This is a genomic window from Mycolicibacterium houstonense, from assembly GCF_900078665.2.
Classification (GTDB): domain Bacteria; phylum Actinomycetota; class Actinomycetes; order Mycobacteriales; family Mycobacteriaceae; genus Mycobacterium; species Mycobacterium houstonense.
The window spans coordinates 4203535-4220534 of sequence record NZ_LT546207.1 but is presented as its reverse complement, the minus strand read 5'-3'; the positions used below and the strand labels follow the sequence as shown (position 1 = coordinate 4220534).

The window sequence follows — 17000 nt, the reverse complement described above, 5'->3', positions numbered from 1 at the left end:
GTCAGCTGCCCGCTCGCATCCACGGACTGACGCCGTGCTGGTCGAACCAGGCCTGCTCGGCCGGACGGACCGTGGTGAGCAGGCGGGTTTGCAGGGCGACGCCGCGCTTGCTCAGATTCACCCGCACCTTGCGGCGGTCGTCGGCGTCGACCTCGCGGAACACCAGCGCGCGGCCCGCCAGCCGGTCGACCACCCGGGTCAACGTGGGCGCGGCGGCCTGGGTCTGGGTGCGCAACTCCGCCATCGTCAGGCCGGGGGAGTCCGCGAGTGCCGCCAACACCAGCCAGTCGTCGAGTGTCAGGTCCTCGCCGCTGACCTGGCGTTCGATGACGGCGCCGAGCATGCGTGCCGCGCGGATGACCTCGCTGCTCGTCGGCGTGGCGGCGCCGTCCGGTGGGGGCACGTCTGTCATTGCGGCCGCCCTCCCAACTGGCGATTGCCTCGCACCGCCTACGCGAGGATACTTCCAATTGGAATGATTCTAGCCGACCATCTCGTCTGCCCGGTAACGAGGATTGGACTGCGGGGGTGAACGTACGAGTACGCACCGTCGGCCGCGATGCCGAATGGCGGCTGGCGATGGTGGTGCCGCTGCAAGGGCCCGCCGGGATCTTCGGGCCGTCCTGCGAAGCGGTCGGAGACCTGGTCGCGCACGACCTCAACGCGGCCGGCGGAGTGATGGGCCGCGAGGTCCACATCGAGGTGGTCGACGGGGGCGCGCATCCGGCGGCGGTGGCGGCCGAGGTGAAGCGGTTGATCGACGACGGGCGTATCGACGCCGTGAGCGGATGGCACATCTCGTCGGTGCGCCACGCGCTGGCGCCGGTGGTGGTCGGCCGGGTGCCTTACACCTATCCCGCGTTGTACGAGGGAGGCGAGCGAAGGCGCGGAATCTATTGCTGCGGTGAGACGCCCGATCAGCAACTGGCGCCGGCACTGCGCTGGATGCGCGACAACCTCGGCATCCGGAAATGGTTCGTGGTCGGCGATGACTACGTGTGGCCGCGGACCTCGTTGTCCGAGGTTCGCCGGTATGTCCAGGAGCTGTCACTGGATCTGGTCGGCGGTTCGTTCGTGGCGCTCGGTCAGGGCGATATCGCCCGGCTCGTCGACAAGGTCGCGCGGTCGCGGTGTGAGGCCGTGCTGATGCTGCTGGTCGGGCAGGATGCGGTCGAGTTCAATCGGGCTTTCGCGCAACGGGGGTTGCACGAAGAACTCCTGCGGTTCAGTCCGCTGATGGACGAGAACATGTTGATCGCGAGCGGCCACGACGCGACCAAGGGGCTGTTCGTCGCGGCCTCCTATTTTCGGTCGATGGTGGGCCGCAACTCGATGGAGCTGCTGGACCGGTATCTGGCGGTGAACGGCTCGGGTGCCCCCGCGCTGGGCAATGCGGCCGAATCATGTTATGAGGGAGCGTATTTCCTCGCCGAGATGATCCGCCGGTCCGGTAGTGGGGTGGACTTCGACGCGGTCGCCGACGGCGCCGCTTACGACAGTCCCCGCGGCACGGTCGAATTCAGCGGGCACCGCACCCGCCAGCCGGTTCACCTCGCGGTTGCCGACGGCGTCGATTTCGAGATCGTCACAACGCTGCCGGCTCACCTGTGTGACTGAACCGGGTCACCTGTTGACAGTGTGGCGGCCGTCACTTACTTTCATTTGGACATATTCCATCTGGAAGTAATTGAGGTGTCTCGATGGGCAACGTCGGTCTCCTTTACGTCGGCGCAGTGCTTTTCGTCAACGGGTTGATGCTGTTGGATGTCGTGCCCGCGCGGTCGGCGGCGGTGCTGAACCTGTTCGTCGGCGCCCTGCAGTGTGTGCTGCCGACGGTCATGTTGGTGATGGCCGCCGGGGACCCCGCCGCCGTCCTGGCCGCATCGGGGCTGTACCTGTTCGGATTCACCTACCTCTACGTCGGGATCGTCAACCTGGCCGGGCTGGAACCCGAAGGCATCGGCTGGTTTTCGCTCTTCGTCGCCGGGGGAGCGGTGGTCTACTCCGCCCTGTCGTTCACCGTCGTCAACAATCCCGTGTTCGGGGTCATCTGGCTCGCCTGGGCAGTGCTGTGGCTGTTGTTCTTCCTGGTGCTCGGGCTTCACCGGGACCGGCTGACCCGCTTCACCGGGTGGTCGGTGGTATTGCTCAGCCAGCCGACGTGCACGCTTCCCGCGTTTCTGATGCTCAGCGGCAACTACCGTACCTCGCCCGGCATCGCGGCGATCTGGGCCGTGGGACTCGCCGCCCTGCTGTTCGTGGCGAGGGTGCTCAGCTCGCACCGGGCACATCAACCACGCGCGTCCGCAACCGAACCCGTATTCAGCTGAATCATCACCATCCACACCAAGGAGTAATCAATGAGGCACGGAGATATCTCGTCCAGCAACGACACCGTCGGCGTCGCCGTGGTGAACTACAAGATGCCCCGGCTGCACACCCGGGCCGAAGTGCTCGACAACGCCCGCAAGATCGCGGACATGCTGATCGGCATGAAGTCGGGGCTGCCGGGCATGGATCTCGTTGTGTTCCCCGAGTATTCGACGCAGGGAATCATGTACGACGAGCAGGAGATGTATGACACGGCGGCCACCGTGCCGGGTGACGAGACCGCCATCTTCTCGGCCGCCTGCCGGGAAGCCGGAACGTGGGGCGTCTTCTCCATCACCGGTGAGCGCCATGAGGACCACCCGAACAAGCCCCCTTACAACACCCTCGTGTTGATCGACGACAAGGGCGAGATCGTGCAGAAGTACCGGAAGATCCTGCCGTGGTGCCCGATCGAGGGTTGGTACCCGGGCGACACCACATACGTCACCGACGGCCCGAAGGGTCTCAAGATCTCCCTGATCATCTGTGACGACGGGAATTACCCGGAGATCTGGCGGGACTGCGCGATGAAGGGTGCCGAGCTGATCGTGCGCTGCCAGGGCTACATGTACCCGGCCAAGGAGCAACAGGTGCTGATGGCCAAGGCCATGGCCTGGGCCAACAACTGCTATGTGGCGGTGGCCAATGCGGCCGGCTTCGACGGGGTCTATTCCTACTTCGGCCATTCGGCCATCATCGGGTTCGACGGGCGTACCCTCGGCGAAACCGGTGAGGAAGAGTACGGAATCCAGTACGCACAACTGTCTTTGGCCGCGATCCGTGATGCGCGGGAGAACGACCAGTCACAGAATCACCTGTTCAAACTGCTGCACCGTGGGTACTCCGGCGTGCATGCGGCCGGCGACGGCGACAAGGGTGTCGCCGACTGCCCCTTCGAGTTCTACAAGCTGTGGGTGACCGACGCACAGAAGGCCCAGGAGCGGGTCGAGTCGATCACCAGGACCACGGTCGGAGTCGCCGATTGCCGGGTCGGTTCACTTCCGGTCGAGCAGACCATCGAAGCCTGAAAGGCCACGCGTTGCCATACCTCACCGATATGTACCACGAGCAGAACCGCAACTCGGCGCGGGTGGCCCAAGAACCTACCGCCCCACCGGATTCCGCCGGTGGGTTCGACCCCGACGAGCTGTCGCGGAAGCTGAACGCGGCGATTCTCGGGCAACGTGCCGCGGTCGACGCGGTGGTGCGTGCGGTCTCGATCGCGAACATCGGTGTGGCCGATCCCGGTCGGCCCCTGTCCAGTGTCCTGCTGGTGGGGCCGACCGGAGTCGGGAAAACCGAACTGGTGCGGCAGGTCGCGGCCGCACTGCGGACCGGCCCGGACGACATGTGCCGAATCGACATGAGCGCACTGGCCCAGGAGCACTACGCGGCATCGCTCTCGGGCGCGCCCCCTGGCTACGCCGGCAGCAAGGAATCGTTCACGCTGTTCGACAAGGCCAAGATCGAGGGCGGACCGTATCTGCCCGGCATCGTGTTGTTCGACGAGGTCGAGAAGGCCGACGCCACCGTGCTGCGAGCGCTGCTGCACGTCCTGGACACCGGTGAATTGCGGTTGGCCAACGGCCAGCAGAAGATCTCGTTCCGCAACAGCTATATCTTCCTGACCTCCAACATCGGCTCTTCGGAAGCTGCTGCGCTGCAGCGGTCCAGGCGGAAACCATGGCGGCGCCTCGGGTTTCGGCCGGCAGCCACCACCTCCGACCTGGTGCGCGAGGCGGTCGAATCGTTCTTCGATCCGGAATTCTTCAACCGGATCGACGAGACCGTCGTGTTCGACGCTTTCGACGACGACACCGCAGAACGCGTGACCCGCAAGGAGGTCCGTGATCTCGTCGGCCGGCTCAAACGGCGCGGGGTGGAGCTCCAGGTGGGCGACGACGTCATCGAGTTCGTCCGGCGCAGCGGATTCGATCCGGTGTACGGGGCCAGGGGGCTGCGGCGGGCCATTCGCACCGAACTCGCCGAACCCGTCGCGCGTACCGTCCTCACCAACCGGTCGTCGCTCCGCCCGCTCGTGCTGCGAGCGCACCTCGCCGAGGGGGATCTGGTGGTCGTGTCCGCCGGTGATTCCGGGCCGACGGACGGCCGGTCGTGAGGTTCAGGTGGACTGGTCGTTGCGCCACCGCAACGGTGGCGCACCGTACCGGCGCTGGAACGCACGACTGAACGCCGAGTCGGACGTGTAGCCGACGGATTGGCCGATCTTGCTGACCGAGGTGGTGGTGGAGCGGAGCAGGTCCGCGGCGCGGTCGAGTCGCCGCTCGGTGACATACGCGGCAGGCGACTGCCCGAACAGCCGGGTGAAACGCTCGGCGAACGTCGATCGCGAATGCCGTGCGAGGTCGGCCAGTTCGGCGACCGACCACGGATGTGCCGGATCGTCGTGCACCGCCGTGAGCACCGGTCCCAACTGCGGATCCATGGCAGCGGTGAGCCACCCCGGCGTGGTTTCCGCGGACCTGGACCACTCACGCAGAGCGTGGATGAACAACAGGTCGAGGATGCGGGAGATCATCACTCCGGCACCGGGCCGCGGTTCGGTGGTCTCGTCCAGCAACAGCTGAAGGCTCAGCGGCAGCCACTCGTGCCCCGTCGTGCCGGCCCGGATCACGATGGCGGGCGGCAGCACGGACAGCAGCGGATCGGCCACCGCGCTCTCGACGGCGAAGGTGCCGCTGAGCCAGCGGGGACATCGTGAATCGGCTTGTCCGGCAACGTGATTCCGGTCGGAGTCGTGCAGTGCGCGAGGCGCCGCCCCGTCGCCGTCGCCGTCGGAGAGGCGGTGCGCGTCGCCGCGGGCCAGCAGTGCCATGTCGCCGGCCTTCATCGCCAGGTCCTGGCCGTCGATGTGCAGCGTGAGCCCGGCGGTCTCGGCGATGTGCAGCACCCGGATCGTGGACGGAATCGTGACGTGGAACGGTGCGGCCGGTGACCATCGTGTCACGGCGTCGCCGCGTAGTCGCACCGCCCGCAAGGTGGCCGACAAGGCGTCTCCGTCAGCTGGCTGCTCGAACGGCGCGCTCAGAGGATCGGCACAATTTCCCGGCGAATCGGTCATGGCTGTTGCCTCATACTCCAAATATCGTGATGTCGGCACGGGTGGTCAACACCTGGGGGACACACGAGATCGAGGAGATCCGAAATGACCGACAAACCGGCGATCGTACTGGTGCACGGGTTCTGGGGTGGCGCGGCGCATTGGGCGAAGGTGATCGTGGAACTGCGCAAGCGCGGTTACGGCCAGTTGCATGCCGTGGAGAACCCGCTGACCTCCCTGCGCGACGATGTGCACCGCACTCAGCAGATGGTCAAGCAGATCGACGGCCCGGTGCTGCTGGTCGGGCATTCCTACGGCGGGGCCGTCATCACCGAGGCGGGCGATCTGCCGAATGTCGTCGGGCTGGTCTACGTCGCGGCCTTCGCGCCCGATGCGGGGGAGAGCCCCGGGCAGATCAGTGAGCAGATGCCGCCTGCGGCGTTCGACAACATCGCGCCCGACTCGGACGGATACCTGTGGATCAAGCAGGACAAGTTCGCCGAGAGCTTCGCCCAGGACCTGCCCACCGACGAGACCGTCGTGATGGCGGTGACGCAGAAGGCGCCGCTCGGTTCGACGTTCGGCGACCCGGTGACCGTTCCGGCGTGGCGGACGAAACCGTCGTGGTACCAGGTATCGACCGAAGACCGCATGATCCACCCGGACAACGAACGCCGGATGGCGCAGCGGATGAACCCGCGCAAGATCATCGAACTCGATGCCAGCCACGCCTCGTTGGCCTCGCAGCCCACCGCGATCGCGGACCTGATCGACGACGCGGTGGCCGAGGTCGGCGGTTAGCCGAGCGGCTCGGCAGGCCCGGCGTGCGCCGAGCGCACCGCGCCGATACTGGCCACGGTGACGAGCGCGACGCCGAGGTAGCCGAGCAGCCCGATCTGTTGACCGAGCACCACCAGGCCGGCCAGTGCGGCGGTCACGGGTGACAGGCAGGTCAGGACCGCGAACGTGGCCGGTGGGAGCCGACGCAGGGAGATCAGCTCCAACGAATAGGGGATCACCGACGACAGCACCCCGACGGCAGCGCCCACCCCGAGCACGGGCCAGGTGAGTGCGGTCGGCTCCACCGAGACCAGCGCGAACGGCGCGACGACGACGGCCCCCATGGCCGTCGCGATGGCCAGGCCGTCGACCCGGCGGAACTCCGCGGCGGTGCGTGCCGAGGCCAGGATGTACCCGGCCCAGGCCACGCCCGCGGCGGCCGCGAAGGCAAATCCGGCGATCTCGAAATGCCCGCCGCCCCCGTGTGGCAGGCCCAGCAGGGCGACCCCGGCGAAGGCCAGCACCGCCCACAACCAGGCGACCCGCCGGGTGCTGGTCACCACCGAAAGGATCAGCGGCCCAAGGGCTTCGATGGTGACGGCGATGCCGAGCGGAATGCGTTCGATGGCGAGATAGAAGCAGAGGTTCATCACGCCGAGCGTGGTGGCCAATGCGATCGCCGCGGCCCAGGCCCTCCGGGTCAACCCGCGTACGGTCGGTCGCACGGCCGCACACAGGATGGCCCCGGCAACCGCGAAGCGGGCGAACAACGCGCCGACGGTGCCGACCGCGGCGAAGAGGCCGACCGCGACCGCGGCGCCGACCTCCTGGCTGACCGCCGCGATCACCACCAGCAGCGCAGCCCCGAGCGGGGCCCGCGGGCTCACGCCGGCACCGGAAGCTGGGCCCCCGTCGCCAGTTCGGCATAGCCCCGCATCAACCGCAGCGCGGTGGCGCGATCCAGGTCGGGATCGCGCGCCACGATGCGGTACCCGAGATAGTCCTCCATCGCCATGAGTGTCATGGCGATGTCGCGGGGCGGTGCGGACAATGTGAAATCGCCTGCAGTGGAGCCATTTTCGATGATCTCGGCGTAGAGATGCACCTGCCGGTGATAGATGTGCTGAACGTCGCGGCGTTGGTGCAGCTCGAATCCGGCGGCCAGCACAGCGCGCCAGATGGCGCGCCATTCGGCATCCTCCGGGCCGGTGGGCAGTCCGGCCGCGATGGTCAGCGCGAGCTGCTCACGAGCGCTAGCCGTGCGGCGCACCACGGCGAGACGGTCCTCGTAGAACCGGCTGTCGGAGCGCTGGGCCAACTCGGAGAGCAGTTCTTCCATCTCCCGGAAGTAGTACCGCACGGCGTTCGGGGTGAGCCCCAGCTCGGCGGCCACATCGGCGATCCGCAACGTGGCCAGATCGTGACGCTCGATCAACGCGATCGCCGCCTCGAGGATCTCTTCGCGTCGTTGCGCTTGTCGGTTCGGCCTTGCCACGGCTCCATCCTTGCCGATTTCCCCATATTGGTTGCGCGGGGAGGTCCGCGAGGTCATTATTTTCCGATCGTGAAAAAAACTCGAGAGGCGGAGACCGAATGACGAATGGCTCCCGAAACCCGCGACCGCGCGCCCGCGACATCGGCGTCGTCATCGGTGAGCACCCCACCGGTCCGTACAACGCCATCACCGATGTGGCCGGGGTCCGTGTCGGGCACACCACGATCCAGCTGCCCGGCCCGAACCCGGTGAACACCGGCGTCACCGTCGTCGTCCCGCACCCCGGCATCTTCAGCGAGCCGGTGTTCGCCGGAGCGCACCGTCTCAACGGCAGCGGGGAACTCACCGGGCTGGAGTGGATCCGCGAATCGGGCGAGCTCACCACGGCCATCGGCCTGACCAACACCCACAGCGTCGGAGTTGTGCGCGATGCGCTCGTCGACGCCCAGGTGGAGGCTCGCGGCGAGGGTCTGTACTGGTCCCTGCCGGTGGTCGGGGAGACCTACGACGGGCTGCTCAACGACATCAACGGGCATCACGTGCGCGCCGAACACGTCCACGCCGCCCTGGCGTCGGCCTCGGGCGGACCGGTGGCCGAGGGGAACGTCGGCAGCGGAACCGGGATGATCTGCCACGGTTTCAAAGGCGGCATCGGCACCGCCTCCAGGGTTACCGACACCGCGGGCGGTCGCTACACCGTGGGCGCTCTGGTCCAGGCCAACCACGGCAGACGGGAGCGGCTGCGGATCAGCGGCGTGCACGTCGGGGAGTTGATCGGCCCGGAGTTGATACCCACGCCCGACCCGCCCATGGCCTACCAGCCCGGCTCCGGCTCCATCATCGTCGTCATCGCCACCGACGCGCCGCTGCTGCCGCACCAATGCACGCGGCTGGCGCAGCGAGCCGCCCTGGCCGTCGGCCGGCTGGGCGGGACCGGAGAGCAATACAGCGGTGACCTGATGCTGGCCTTCTCCACCGGCAACCGGGGCATCCCACCGTACGCCTGGGACGAGAACGTCAACGTGGAGCGCCCCGAGATCGGAGTCCGCATGATGGCGCCCCAGCTCATGACACGACTGTTCGATCTGGTGATCGAGGCCACGGAGGAAGCCATCGTCAACGCGATGGTGGCGGCCGAAACCCTGACCGGCCGGGGCGGGCTGACCGCGCACGCCCTTGACCACAAACTGCTGCACGCCGCAATGCTGTTGGAGGGACATTGAGCACGCCGGACACCGTCACCGACGGAGAACATCAGCGCCTGCACGGAAAGCTCGGCCCGGTCGGCGTGGTGTTCATGGTCGTCGCCGCCGCCGCGCCGCTGACCGTGATCGGCGGCAACATGCCGCTGGGCATGGGCCTGGGCAACGGCGCAGGAGCCCCCGTGGGATTCCTCATCGCCGCCCTCGTGCTGCTCGTGTTCAGTGTCGGGTTCGTCGCGATGACGCCCTATGTGCCGGAAGCCGGCGCCTTCTTCTCCTACGTGACGCTGGGCCTCGGCCCGCGCCTGGGCAGCGGCATCGCCGCGGTCGCCCTGATCGCCTATACCGCGATCCAGGTGGGCATCTACGGATACATCGGCTGGGCCATCGGTGACACGGTGCGGTTCTACGGCGGCCCGGAGATCCCATGGCCGGTCTACTCGTTGGCCACCCTGGCCGTCGTCGCCCTATTGGGCTACCGGCACATCGAACTCAGCGCCAAGGTGCTCGGCGTCGCGCTCGTGTGCGAGATCGGCATCGTCGTTCTGCTGGATCTGGTGATCGTGGCCGACCCGGGCCCCGCCGGGCTCAGCCTGGCGTCCTTCACGCCCGCGGTGTTCACCAACGGCGTGCTCGGCATCGCGGTGCTGTTCGCGCTCACCGGATTCATCGGCTTCGAGGCCACCGCGGTCTTCCGCGACGAGGCGCGCGATCCCGAGCGCACCATCCCGCGGGCCACCTATGCCGCGGTGTTGCTGATCGGTGGCTTCTATGCCGTGACGTGCTGGGCCTTCGTCGTGGCGATCGGTCCTGACCAGGTGATGGAGGTAGCCCAGCGCACCCTCGACGGTGAAGCCAACATGCTGCTGGACACCACGAACGACAACCTGGGCCGGCTGGGGCGCGACATCGTCAACGTGCTGCTGCTGACCAGCCTGTTCGCCTGCGTCCTGTCCTTCCACAACGTCATCGCCCGCTATCAGTTCGCGTTGGCCCGAAAAGGCCTGCTGCCCAAGCCGCTCGCCGTGGTGCACGACCGGCATGGTTCGCCGTCGGTGTCTTCGCTCGTACAAACCGTGACAGCCGCGGTGATCGTGAGCGTCCTGGCGGTGCTCGGGGTCGACCCGCTCGTCGGTGTGTTCGGCTCGATGGCCGGCGTCGCCACCGTCGGCATGGTTCTGCTCATGCTCACCACATCGGTGGCGGTACTGGTCTACTTCCTGCGCCACGCCGACCATGCCAGCGGACGCCCCTGGCAGACGCGCATCGCTCCCGTCCTGGCCTGTGCCGGACTGCTGGGCAGCCTGTGGTTGGTGCTCACCAACTTCACCCTGGTGACCGGCGGGAGCACCACGCTCAGCGCCATCCTGGCGGCGATTCCGTTCGCCGGACTACTGGTGGGCGCACTGGCCCGCAGGCCGCAACCGTCTCACGTGTGAGACCGGGCCGCTTCGTCGACGGGGCGGCTCCGGTGTCACGACTGACGGGTCACGGCGGCGGCGAACTGGAGCAGCCGATGCATCTGCGCGTCGCCGTCGGCGAACGTCTTGGTGAACCGTAGCTTGGCCGTCTGGTGTTCGGTCTCGGTCACCGTGGTGCGGAACGAGCGCAGCGGTGCGTTACCGATGAGGGTCAGGTCAACCGACCGAAGGAGCCGGGACTCGTCGGGGTCGACGTCGTACTCGCAGTACAGGTTGTGATCGCCGAAGTCGGCCAGCCGCACGCTGCGCACCGACGCGGTGAACGTCGGATGACTGGGCCTGCCGTCGTGCCCGGCGCAGTGGCCGTCCGACCCGTGCCACAGCACCAGGCGTACCCCGTCGGTGACGGCGACCTCCTGCCACAGGGAAATGCCCCACTCGTACTCGACGGTGTCGCGGGTGAGGACGAACGCCCGGATGCGGTCGAAGTCGACCGTGGCGTGCAGCTGGGCCAGGGCGTCATCCGAATCGCGGATGCCCATGGTCACCGCGCTGGGCAGATCCGGGTAGTTGGCCCAATCGAGAGCATCAGACATGTGCAGCGATCGCCTTTCCGAACTGGATCAGCCGTTGTGCCTGGGCGCGCCCACCGTCCGACGGCGATTTGGAGAACTTGAGCTGTTCGGGGAAGACGTCGGTCTTCTCCGGGGTCCGGGCCTTGGTCTCGCTTGCGACGCCGAGGTAGATCACCAGCTCCACGTCGTGCAGCTCTCGCCGGCCCTCGGCAGGGCGGTAGTCGACCTGCAGCGCGACGTCGTACACCCACGACAGCGGGATCACCCGAACGGTCGAGGTGAACCGGGGCGAACCGTCGTCATCGGTGCCGTCGTCGCCGATCCACAGGATCAGGCGGCCGCCGTCGGTGACCACCACCTCTTGGTACAGCGATTCACCGGATACGTCCTCGTTGACGATGCGCTCCATGGTGAACGACACCACCGCATCGAAGTCGACGACTCCGCGCAACGCCTCGAGAGCGACGACGGAATCGCGCAGGTATACGGCGGCGGCCTCGTCCAGCCGGGTGTAGGGGGCCCAGTCGTCAGCGCTCATCATGATGAGGCCCGAATCTACAGCAAACTAATTTGATGCGCTATTTCTGGTGAATGTGAGGTAATCAGGCGTGTCTGCAACGCAATTGGGTCACGAAGGGCCTTTGGTGGCAAACGGGCAGCGTGAGGTGGGGTTTCAGCAGGGGCGCGGGATGAACAGTGCCCAGCACATGTTCGGCGGCTGCCACGGGTAGGGCGGCGGCGGGTTGTCGCCGTCCCAGACCGTCGACGAGACGTTGCCCTGACCCGCGTTCACGAAGTGGTAGCTGTGGCAGACGTTCCAGTCCCAGTTGGGTCGCGCATCCGCCGGAGTGTTGAAGCCGCCGCCGTAACCGCCCGGATCGTCGCCCGGACACCACTGATACGGGCCCGCCGCGTGGGCGGCGCCCGGACCGACCGCCAGGCCGGTCACGGCGAGTGCGCCGGACATGAGCATCGTCGTCGCCAATCGCGAAGCTCGGTTCATGATGGTCTCGTTTCGTCGGCCCAGCGCCCTGATTTGCCGGGTAGCGCCATCGTCGCCCCGCGCCGACCGGAGGTCTGGAGTAGCCGACTACCCCAGTTTTGACCGCAGCTGCTCGACGAATGCGCGGGTCTCGTCCCACGTCGGCAACAGCCCGGCCGCGCGGACCTGCTCCAGCGTCGGGGCGGCCGCGTCGCGCTCGGACAGCACCGGTTCGCCCTCGATCGGCCAGTCGATGCCCAGCCTGGTCGCCAGGATGGTGTGCTCGCGCTGCGGGTCATACGCCGCCGAGCACAGGTACATCACCGTGGAGTTGTCCTCGAGCGACAGGAAGGCATGCCCGAGGCCCTCCGACAGATAGACCGAACGCCGGCTGTGTTCGTCGAGCAACACCGAATCCCACTGCCCGAAGGTCGGGGACCCCACCCGGATGTCGACCACCACGTCGAGGACCACGCCGCGCACGCAGGTCACGTACTTGGCCTGGCTCGGCGGCAACTGCGCGAAATGCACACCGCGCAGCACCCCGGCCGCCGACACCGAGCAGTTGGCCTGCCGCAAGTCGAACTGGTGCCCGGTCATCTCGGTGAACCCGGTCTGGGTGAACCACTCGAAGAACACGCCGCGCGCATCGCCGTGCAACCTCGGCGTGATCTCCCAGGCGCCGGCGACGGTCAGCTCACGGGCGATCACCGGCCGCGCTCCGAATACGTGGCCTCCACTGTGTTTTTCAGTGGGCCCCACCAGGATTCGTTGTCGCGGTACCAGTCGATGGTGGCGGCCAACCCCTCGTCGAAATCGGTGTGCTTGGGGGCCCAGCCCAATTCGTCGTGCAGGGTCGACGGATCGATGGCGTAGCGCAGGTCATGCCCTTCGCGGTCGGTGACGTGGTCGAAGTCGTCGGGGTCGCGGTCCATCAACCGCAGCAGCGTGCGCATCACCGTGAGGTTGCTGCGTTCGCATTCCGCGCCGATCAGATACGTCTGCCCGACGCGGCCGTCGGTGAGGATCTGCCAGACCGCACGGTTGTGGTCGTCGACGTGGATCCAGTCGCGCACATTGGCGCCGGTCCCGTAGAGCTTGGGCCGCCTGCCGGTCAGCACGTTGGTGATCTGGCGTGGGATGAACTTCTCCACGTGCTGATAGGGGCCGTAGTTGTTGGAGCAGTTCGAGATCGTCGCCCGCACACCGTAGGACCGGACCCAGGCGCGCACCAGCAGGTCGGCGGCCGCCTTGGTGGACGAGTACGGGCTCGACGGGTTGTACGGCGTGCCCTCGGTGAACCGGGCCGGGTCGTCGAGTTCGAGATCGCCGTACACCTCGTCGGTGGAGATGTGGTGCAACCGGACGCCGTGCGCACGCACCGCCTCCAGCACGGTGAAGGTGCCGACCACATTGCTGTGCAGGAACGGTTCCGGGTCGGCCAGCGCGTTGTCGACGTGGGTCTCGGCGGCGAAATGGACGACGGCGTCGGCCTCGGCGACCAGTCGGCTCACCAGGCCGGCGTCGGCCACGTCGCCCTGCACGAGCCNGGTAGTTGGTCAGTCCGAGGTAGACGTCGAGTGCCTTGCGACCGACCGTACGCGCCTTGTTCCGGTCGGTGGTCAGCACGACCTTGTGCTCGGGGGCCAGGAACGCATCGGGGCCGATCAGTTCGCGGGCGCCGGCGGTGTGCTCGGGGGTGGTCAGGTAGGGGTGCGCGCCCGCCGAACGCGCCGCCGACACCTGCAGCACCCTGGGGCCGAGCGCGGCGACCACCCGACGGTGTTGCGGCACACCGTATTCGTCGAGCTTGCCCAGGTAGTCGGTGAGCGCGTCGAGGGGTTTGCGGTACTCGCCGATCGCCTCGCGATGCCCGACGCCGATGCCGAGCAGGAACCGGCCGGGGTAGGCCGCCTCGATGCGGTGGAACGACTCGGCCACCGGGCCCGCCGCCGCGCTCCAGATGTTCACGATGCCGGTGGCCAGCTGCAGCGTGGTGGTGGCGGCCAGGATCGGGTCGATCCATTCCAGTTCGGCGGGCGGCGAGCCGCCGGCCCAGATCGCGCCGTACCCGAGCCCTTCGATGTCGCGCAGCTGTTGCGGCGACAGCTGCCGGAACCGCGAATAGTGGCCGAACGCGCCGAACGCGCCGAGGTCGGGCTTGGTGCCCGCGGTGGTCTGGGTCATGAACCTCTCAACCGGGCCGTCGGCGGGGGCTATTCCGAACCGATCAGGCTGATTCTGGGCCTGGTGCGGTCACGCCGCTTCGCTTTGTCACATGCTTTGTCACGCACTTTGTCACGCTGGAGTGACGCTCGCGGCCGAGAGCCACTCCAGCGTGACGCTCGGCCGGAGAGCCACTCCAGCGTCACACTCGCGGCCGAGAGCCACTCCAGCGTGACACTCGGGCGGAGTCGGGGCCGGCGACGCCCGGGCGCGTCACTCCAGCGTGACACTCGGCGCCCAACGCCACTCCAGCGTGACAACGTGACAAGAAGGCGGGCAAAGGCAGGCAACCGGCAGGGACACGAGTGGACAACCGGCGGCGGAGTGCGGAGTGCGGTCACGCCTCCGGTGCGGGGGCCTGTACCGGCAGCAGCACGGTGAAGCGGGTGTCGCCGGGCTTGGACTGCACCCGGAGATCGCCGCCGTGCTTCTCCACCACGATGCGCCAGGCCAGATCCAGCCCCAGCCCGGTGCCCTCACCGAACGGCTTGGTGGTGAAGAACGGCGTGAAGATGCGCTCCATGATCTCGTCGGGAATGCCGGGGCCGTCGTCGCCGATCTCGACCCGGATCAGATCGCCCTGCCAGCCGGTGCGCACCGTCAGCGTGCCGCTGCCGTTCATGGCCTGCACCGCGTTGTGGATGATGTTGCTCCACACTTCGTTGAGATCGCCTGGGTAGCAACCGATCTCGGGCAGCGAGGTGTCCCATTCCTTGACCAGTTTGACCGGCTTGTCGGGGCCGACGCGGTCACCGAAGATGGTCTTGAGGGTGCTGTGCAGCAGCACGTGCACGTCGGCGCTCTGGTAGGGCGCGCGGTCCATCTGCGAGTACTGCTTGGCGCCGGCCAGCAGGGTCGAGATCCGGGTGCTGGCATCGGCGATCTGATTCATCAACAGTTCGGTCTCGATGGTGTACTTCAGCCAGCCGATGGTGCTCGGCATGGATGCCGCGGCGTCGACGTCCGCCAGCGAGGCCTCGATGCGCTCGAGCCACCCGATGTCCAGCCCGGCCTCGACGAAGACCGGGGCGTAGTCCCAGGCCGCGGCGATGCCGTGGTCCTCCAGCCAGTCGCCCATCTCGTCCTCGCGGTCGGATACCTCCAGCGGGGTGAGCCGTTCACACCGGCATTTGGCCACCTGCTCGGCAACCTCGTCCTGCAGGCTGACCACGGTCCGCAGCGCCTCGGGCGGGAACTTGCCGCCGGCCAGCAGCGCGAGCTTGTGCCGCATCCCGGCCACCTTCTCGTGCAGGTCCGCCACCGCCCGGGCCGTCGCGGCCGCCGGGTTGTTGAGCTGGTGGGTCAGGNTTCCGTGCGCGACGACGGCGTCGATCAGCTTGTCGCTGCCCGGCTTGGCGATGTCGTCCTCGGTGAACCCGAGCCGGCGCCAGTTGTTCAGGTAGTTGCTCAGATTCAGGTAGAAGTCGACCGTCTTTCGGCCGATCGCGCGGGCCGCGGCACCGTCGGTGGTCAGCACCACCTTGTGCTCGGGGGCCAGGAACACCGTCTCACCCACCACGTCGCGGGCATGCGCGGTGTGCTCGGGCGTGGTGAGGTACGGGTGGGCGCCGGCGCTGCGCCGGGCCGACAGCTTGAGCACCCGGTCGCCGAGGGCCGCGATCACCAGCCGGCTGGTCGGCACCTTGGCCGCGTCCAGCGCGTCGAGGTATTCCACCAACGCGTCGTAGGGCTTGCGATATTCGTCGGTGTGCTCGGGGTGACCCACTCCGACGCCCAGGAGGAACCGCCCCGGATGTGCCGCCTCGATGCGGTGGAACGATTCGGCGACCGCAGCGGCGTCGGCGGTCCAGATGTTGACGATGCCGGTGGCCACCTGCAGCGTCTCGGTGCGCTCCAGGATGGGCTCGGCGAACGAGAGGTCAGCGGCCGGGGAGCCGCCCACCCATACCGCGCCGTAACCGAGCTTCTCGATCTCGACGGCCTGGTCGGGCTCGACCGCCCCGAACGTCCACACCCCGAAGCGACCCAGATCCGGTTTGAGCGAAAGTGATTCGGTCATCTGAAACGTCCTTGTCTGTTGGTCGTCTAGGTCAGGCCGAGCGGCCCGGCGAGTTCGGCCAGGGCCGGTACCAGTTTGTCCGGTGCGGTCAGCACTTGTACAGGCACGTGGTCTGCCCCGGCCTCCCGGTGCTGGCGCAGCCGGGCGGCGACGTCGTCGGTCGTCCCGTGGGCGACGACGGCATCGATGAACCGGTCACTGCCGGGTTTGGCCAGATCCTCGTCGGTGAAACCCAGCCTCTTGAAGTTGTTGAGGTAGTTGGTCAGTCCGAGGTAGACGTCGAGTGCCTTGCGACCGACCGTACGCGCCTTGTTCCGGTCGGTGGTCAGCACGACCTTGTGCTCGGGGGCCAGGAACGCATCGGGGCCGATCAGTTCGCGGGCGCCGGCGGTGTGCTCGGGGGTGGTCAGGTAGGGGTGCGCGCCCGCCGAACGCGCCGCCGACACCTGCAGCACCCTGGGGCCGAGCGCGGCGACCACCCGACGGTGTTGCGGCACACCGTATTCGTCGAGCTTGCCCAGGTAGTCGGTGAGCGCGTCGAGGGGTTTGCGGTACTCGCCGATCGCCTCGCGATGCCCGACGCCGATGCCGAGCAGGAACCGGCCGGGGTAGGCCGCCTCGATGCGGTGGAACGACTCGGCCACCGGGCCCGCCGCCGCGCTCCAGATGTTCACGATGCCGGTGGCCAGCTGCAGCGTGGTGGTGGCGGCCAGGATCGGGTCGATCCATTCCAGTTCGGCGGGCGGCGAGCCGCCGGCCCAGATCGCGCCGTACCCGAGCCCTTCGATGTCGCGCAGCTGTTGCGGCGACAGCTGCCGGAACCGCGAATAGTGGCCGAACGCGCCGAACGCGCCGAGGTCGGGCTTGG

Annotated in this window: 16 protein-coding genes and 4 pseudogenes; 7 read left to right on the top strand and 13 right to left on the bottom strand. The window is 67.7% G+C overall.

Annotated elements, in window-relative coordinates; genetic code table 11:
* Position 1: 1 nt before the first annotated feature.
* Positions 2-412 carry a MarR family winged helix-turn-helix transcriptional regulator gene (locus BN4332_RS21090; RefSeq protein ID WP_066901318.1) on the bottom strand — a complete coding sequence of 137 codons (411 nt, stop codon included), beginning with the start codon at positions 410-412 and terminating at the stop codon, positions 2-4.
* Between the two features lie 167 nt (positions 413-579).
* Between BN4332_RS21090 and BN4332_RS21085 the strand changes: the two genes are divergently transcribed.
* The 4 genes from BN4332_RS21085 to BN4332_RS21070 all read left to right on the top strand — a co-directional run bounded on the left by BN4332_RS21085 (position 580) and on the right by BN4332_RS21070 (position 4489).
* Positions 580-1617, top strand: a complete 1038-nt coding sequence (locus BN4332_RS21085; protein ID WP_066901336.1) for a substrate-binding domain-containing protein — start codon at positions 580-582, stop codon at positions 1615-1617.
* Positions 1618-1700: 83 nt separating this feature from the next.
* Positions 1701-2330 (top strand): AmiS/UreI family transporter, encoded by a 630-nt coding sequence (locus BN4332_RS21080; protein ID WP_066901316.1) that lies wholly within the window; start codon positions 1701-1703, stop codon positions 2328-2330.
* A gap of 30 nt (positions 2331-2360) precedes the next feature.
* Positions 2361-3398 carry an aliphatic amidase gene (locus BN4332_RS21075; protein WP_064848532.1) on the top strand — a complete coding sequence of 346 codons (1038 nt, stop codon included), beginning with the start codon at positions 2361-2363 and terminating at the stop codon, positions 3396-3398.
* 11 nt (positions 3399-3409) lie between these two features.
* Positions 3410-4489, top strand: coding sequence for an AAA family ATPase (locus tag BN4332_RS21070; RefSeq protein WP_066901314.1), 1080 nt, complete (start codon positions 3410-3412; stop codon positions 4487-4489).
* Positions 4490-4492: 3 nt separating this feature from the next.
* Here BN4332_RS21070 and BN4332_RS21065 read toward each other — a convergent pair whose 3' ends face one another.
* Positions 4493-5452 (bottom strand): cupin domain-containing protein, encoded by a 960-nt coding sequence (locus BN4332_RS21065; protein ID WP_066901312.1) that lies wholly within the window; start codon positions 5450-5452, stop codon positions 4493-4495.
* Between the two features lie 84 nt (positions 5453-5536).
* Between BN4332_RS21065 and BN4332_RS21060 the strand changes: the two genes are divergently transcribed.
* Complete coding sequence (locus BN4332_RS21060; RefSeq protein WP_066901310.1) at positions 5537-6232, top strand: alpha/beta hydrolase; 696 nt, start codon at positions 5537-5539, stop codon at positions 6230-6232.
* Here the strand turns inward: BN4332_RS21060 and BN4332_RS21055 are convergent.
* The gene (locus tag BN4332_RS21055) at positions 6229-7098 is read right to left on the bottom strand and encodes an EamA family transporter (protein ID WP_066901308.1); all 870 of its coding nucleotides are present in this window, start codon (positions 7096-7098) and stop codon (positions 6229-6231) included. The two genes, BN4332_RS21060 and BN4332_RS21055, sit on opposite strands and share 4 nt — an antisense overlap.
* Positions 7095-7706 carry a TetR/AcrR family transcriptional regulator gene (locus BN4332_RS21050; RefSeq protein ID WP_235654159.1) on the bottom strand — a complete coding sequence of 204 codons (612 nt, stop codon included), beginning with the start codon at positions 7704-7706 and terminating at the stop codon, positions 7095-7097. Before BN4332_RS21050 ends, BN4332_RS21055 begins: the two co-directional genes overlap by 4 nt.
* A gap of 98 nt (positions 7707-7804) precedes the next feature.
* On the opposite strand from BN4332_RS21050, the gene BN4332_RS21045 reads away from it, so the two are divergent.
* Positions 7805-8929 (top strand): DmpA family aminopeptidase, encoded by a 1125-nt coding sequence (locus BN4332_RS21045; RefSeq protein WP_066901304.1) that lies wholly within the window; start codon positions 7805-7807, stop codon positions 8927-8929.
* A 74-nt stretch (positions 8930-9003) separates the two neighbouring features.
* Complete coding sequence (locus tag BN4332_RS21040; protein WP_235654292.1) at positions 9004-10347, top strand: APC family permease; 1344 nt, start codon at positions 9004-9006, stop codon at positions 10345-10347.
* Positions 10348-10382: 35 nt separating this feature from the next.
* On the opposite strand, the gene BN4332_RS21035 is transcribed toward BN4332_RS21040, so the two are convergent.
* From BN4332_RS21035 to BN4332_RS21000, 9 genes and pseudogenes are all read right to left on the bottom strand, one after another.
* Positions 10383-10925 (bottom strand): hypothetical protein, encoded by a 543-nt coding sequence (locus BN4332_RS21035; RefSeq protein ID WP_066901300.1) that lies wholly within the window; start codon positions 10923-10925, stop codon positions 10383-10385.
* Positions 10918-11442, bottom strand: a complete 525-nt coding sequence (locus tag BN4332_RS21030) for a hypothetical protein (protein ID WP_160110903.1) — start codon at positions 11440-11442, stop codon at positions 10918-10920. The genes BN4332_RS21035 and BN4332_RS21030 overlap by 8 nt, the downstream gene beginning before the upstream one ends.
* 135 nt (positions 11443-11577) lie before the next feature.
* Positions 11578-11907, bottom strand: a complete 330-nt coding sequence (locus BN4332_RS21025) for a hypothetical protein (RefSeq protein ID WP_235654158.1) — start codon at positions 11905-11907, stop codon at positions 11578-11580.
* Between the two features lie 87 nt (positions 11908-11994).
* Positions 11995-12597: a dTDP-4-dehydrorhamnose 3,5-epimerase family protein gene (locus tag BN4332_RS21020; RefSeq protein WP_066901294.1), complete on the bottom strand. Its 603-nt coding sequence runs from the start codon at positions 12595-12597 to the stop codon at positions 11995-11997.
* Positions 12594-13433, bottom strand: a pseudogene (rfbB, locus tag BN4332_RS21015) (dTDP-glucose 4,6-dehydratase); the annotation flags it as partial. The gene BN4332_RS21020 and the pseudogene rfbB, both read right to left, overlap by 4 nt.
* Positions 13414-14073, bottom strand: a pseudogene (locus BN4332_RS21010) (TIGR03620 family F420-dependent LLM class oxidoreductase); the annotation flags it as partial. The pseudogenes rfbB and BN4332_RS21010, both read right to left, overlap by 20 nt.
* 376 nt (positions 14074-14449) lie before the next feature.
* A pseudogene (locus BN4332_RS35565) lies at positions 14450-15421 on the bottom strand (sensor histidine kinase); the annotation flags it as partial.
* Positions 15419-16132 (bottom strand): annotated as a pseudogene (locus tag BN4332_RS35560) (LLM class F420-dependent oxidoreductase); the annotation flags it as partial. The pseudogenes BN4332_RS35565 and BN4332_RS35560, both read right to left, overlap by 3 nt.
* 26 nt (positions 16133-16158) lie before the next feature.
* Positions 16159-17000, bottom strand: an 842-nt coding sequence (locus BN4332_RS21000; RefSeq protein WP_066901290.1) for an LLM class F420-dependent oxidoreductase, incomplete at its 5' end; no start/stop codon positions are given.

Coding starts and splice junctions, on each gene's coding strand:
- BN4332_RS21090 (WP_066901318.1), bottom strand. CDS start 412: ATGACAGACGTGCCCCCACCGGACGGCGCCGCCACGCCGACGAGCAGC.
- BN4332_RS21085 (WP_066901336.1), top strand. CDS start 580: ATGGTGGTGCCGCTGCAAGGGCCCGCCGGGATCTTCGGGCCGTCCTGC.
- BN4332_RS21080 (WP_066901316.1), top strand. CDS start 1,701: ATGGGCAACGTCGGTCTCCTTTACGTCGGCGCAGTGCTTTTCGTCAAC.
- BN4332_RS21075 (WP_064848532.1), top strand. CDS start 2,361: ATGAGGCACGGAGATATCTCGTCCAGCAACGACACCGTCGGCGTCGCC.
- BN4332_RS21065 (WP_066901312.1), bottom strand. CDS start 5,452: ATGACCGATTCGCCGGGAAATTGTGCCGATCCTCTGAGCGCGCCGTTC.
- BN4332_RS21060 (WP_066901310.1), top strand. CDS start 5,537: ATGACCGACAAACCGGCGATCGTACTGGTGCACGGGTTCTGGGGTGGC.
- BN4332_RS21045 (WP_066901304.1), top strand. CDS start 7,805: ATGACGAATGGCTCCCGAAACCCGCGACCGCGCGCCCGCGACATCGGC.
- BN4332_RS21040 (WP_235654292.1), top strand. CDS start 9,004: ATGGTCGTCGCCGCCGCCGCGCCGCTGACCGTGATCGGCGGCAACATG.
- BN4332_RS21035 (WP_066901300.1), bottom strand. CDS start 10,925: ATGTCTGATGCTCTCGATTGGGCCAACTACCCGGATCTGCCCAGCGCG.
- BN4332_RS21030 (WP_160110903.1), bottom strand. CDS start 11,442: ATGAGCGCTGACGACTGGGCCCCCTACACCCGGCTGGACGAGGCCGCC.
- BN4332_RS21025 (WP_235654158.1), bottom strand. CDS start 11,907: ATGAACCGAGCTTCGCGATTGGCGACGACGATGCTCATGTCCGGCGCA.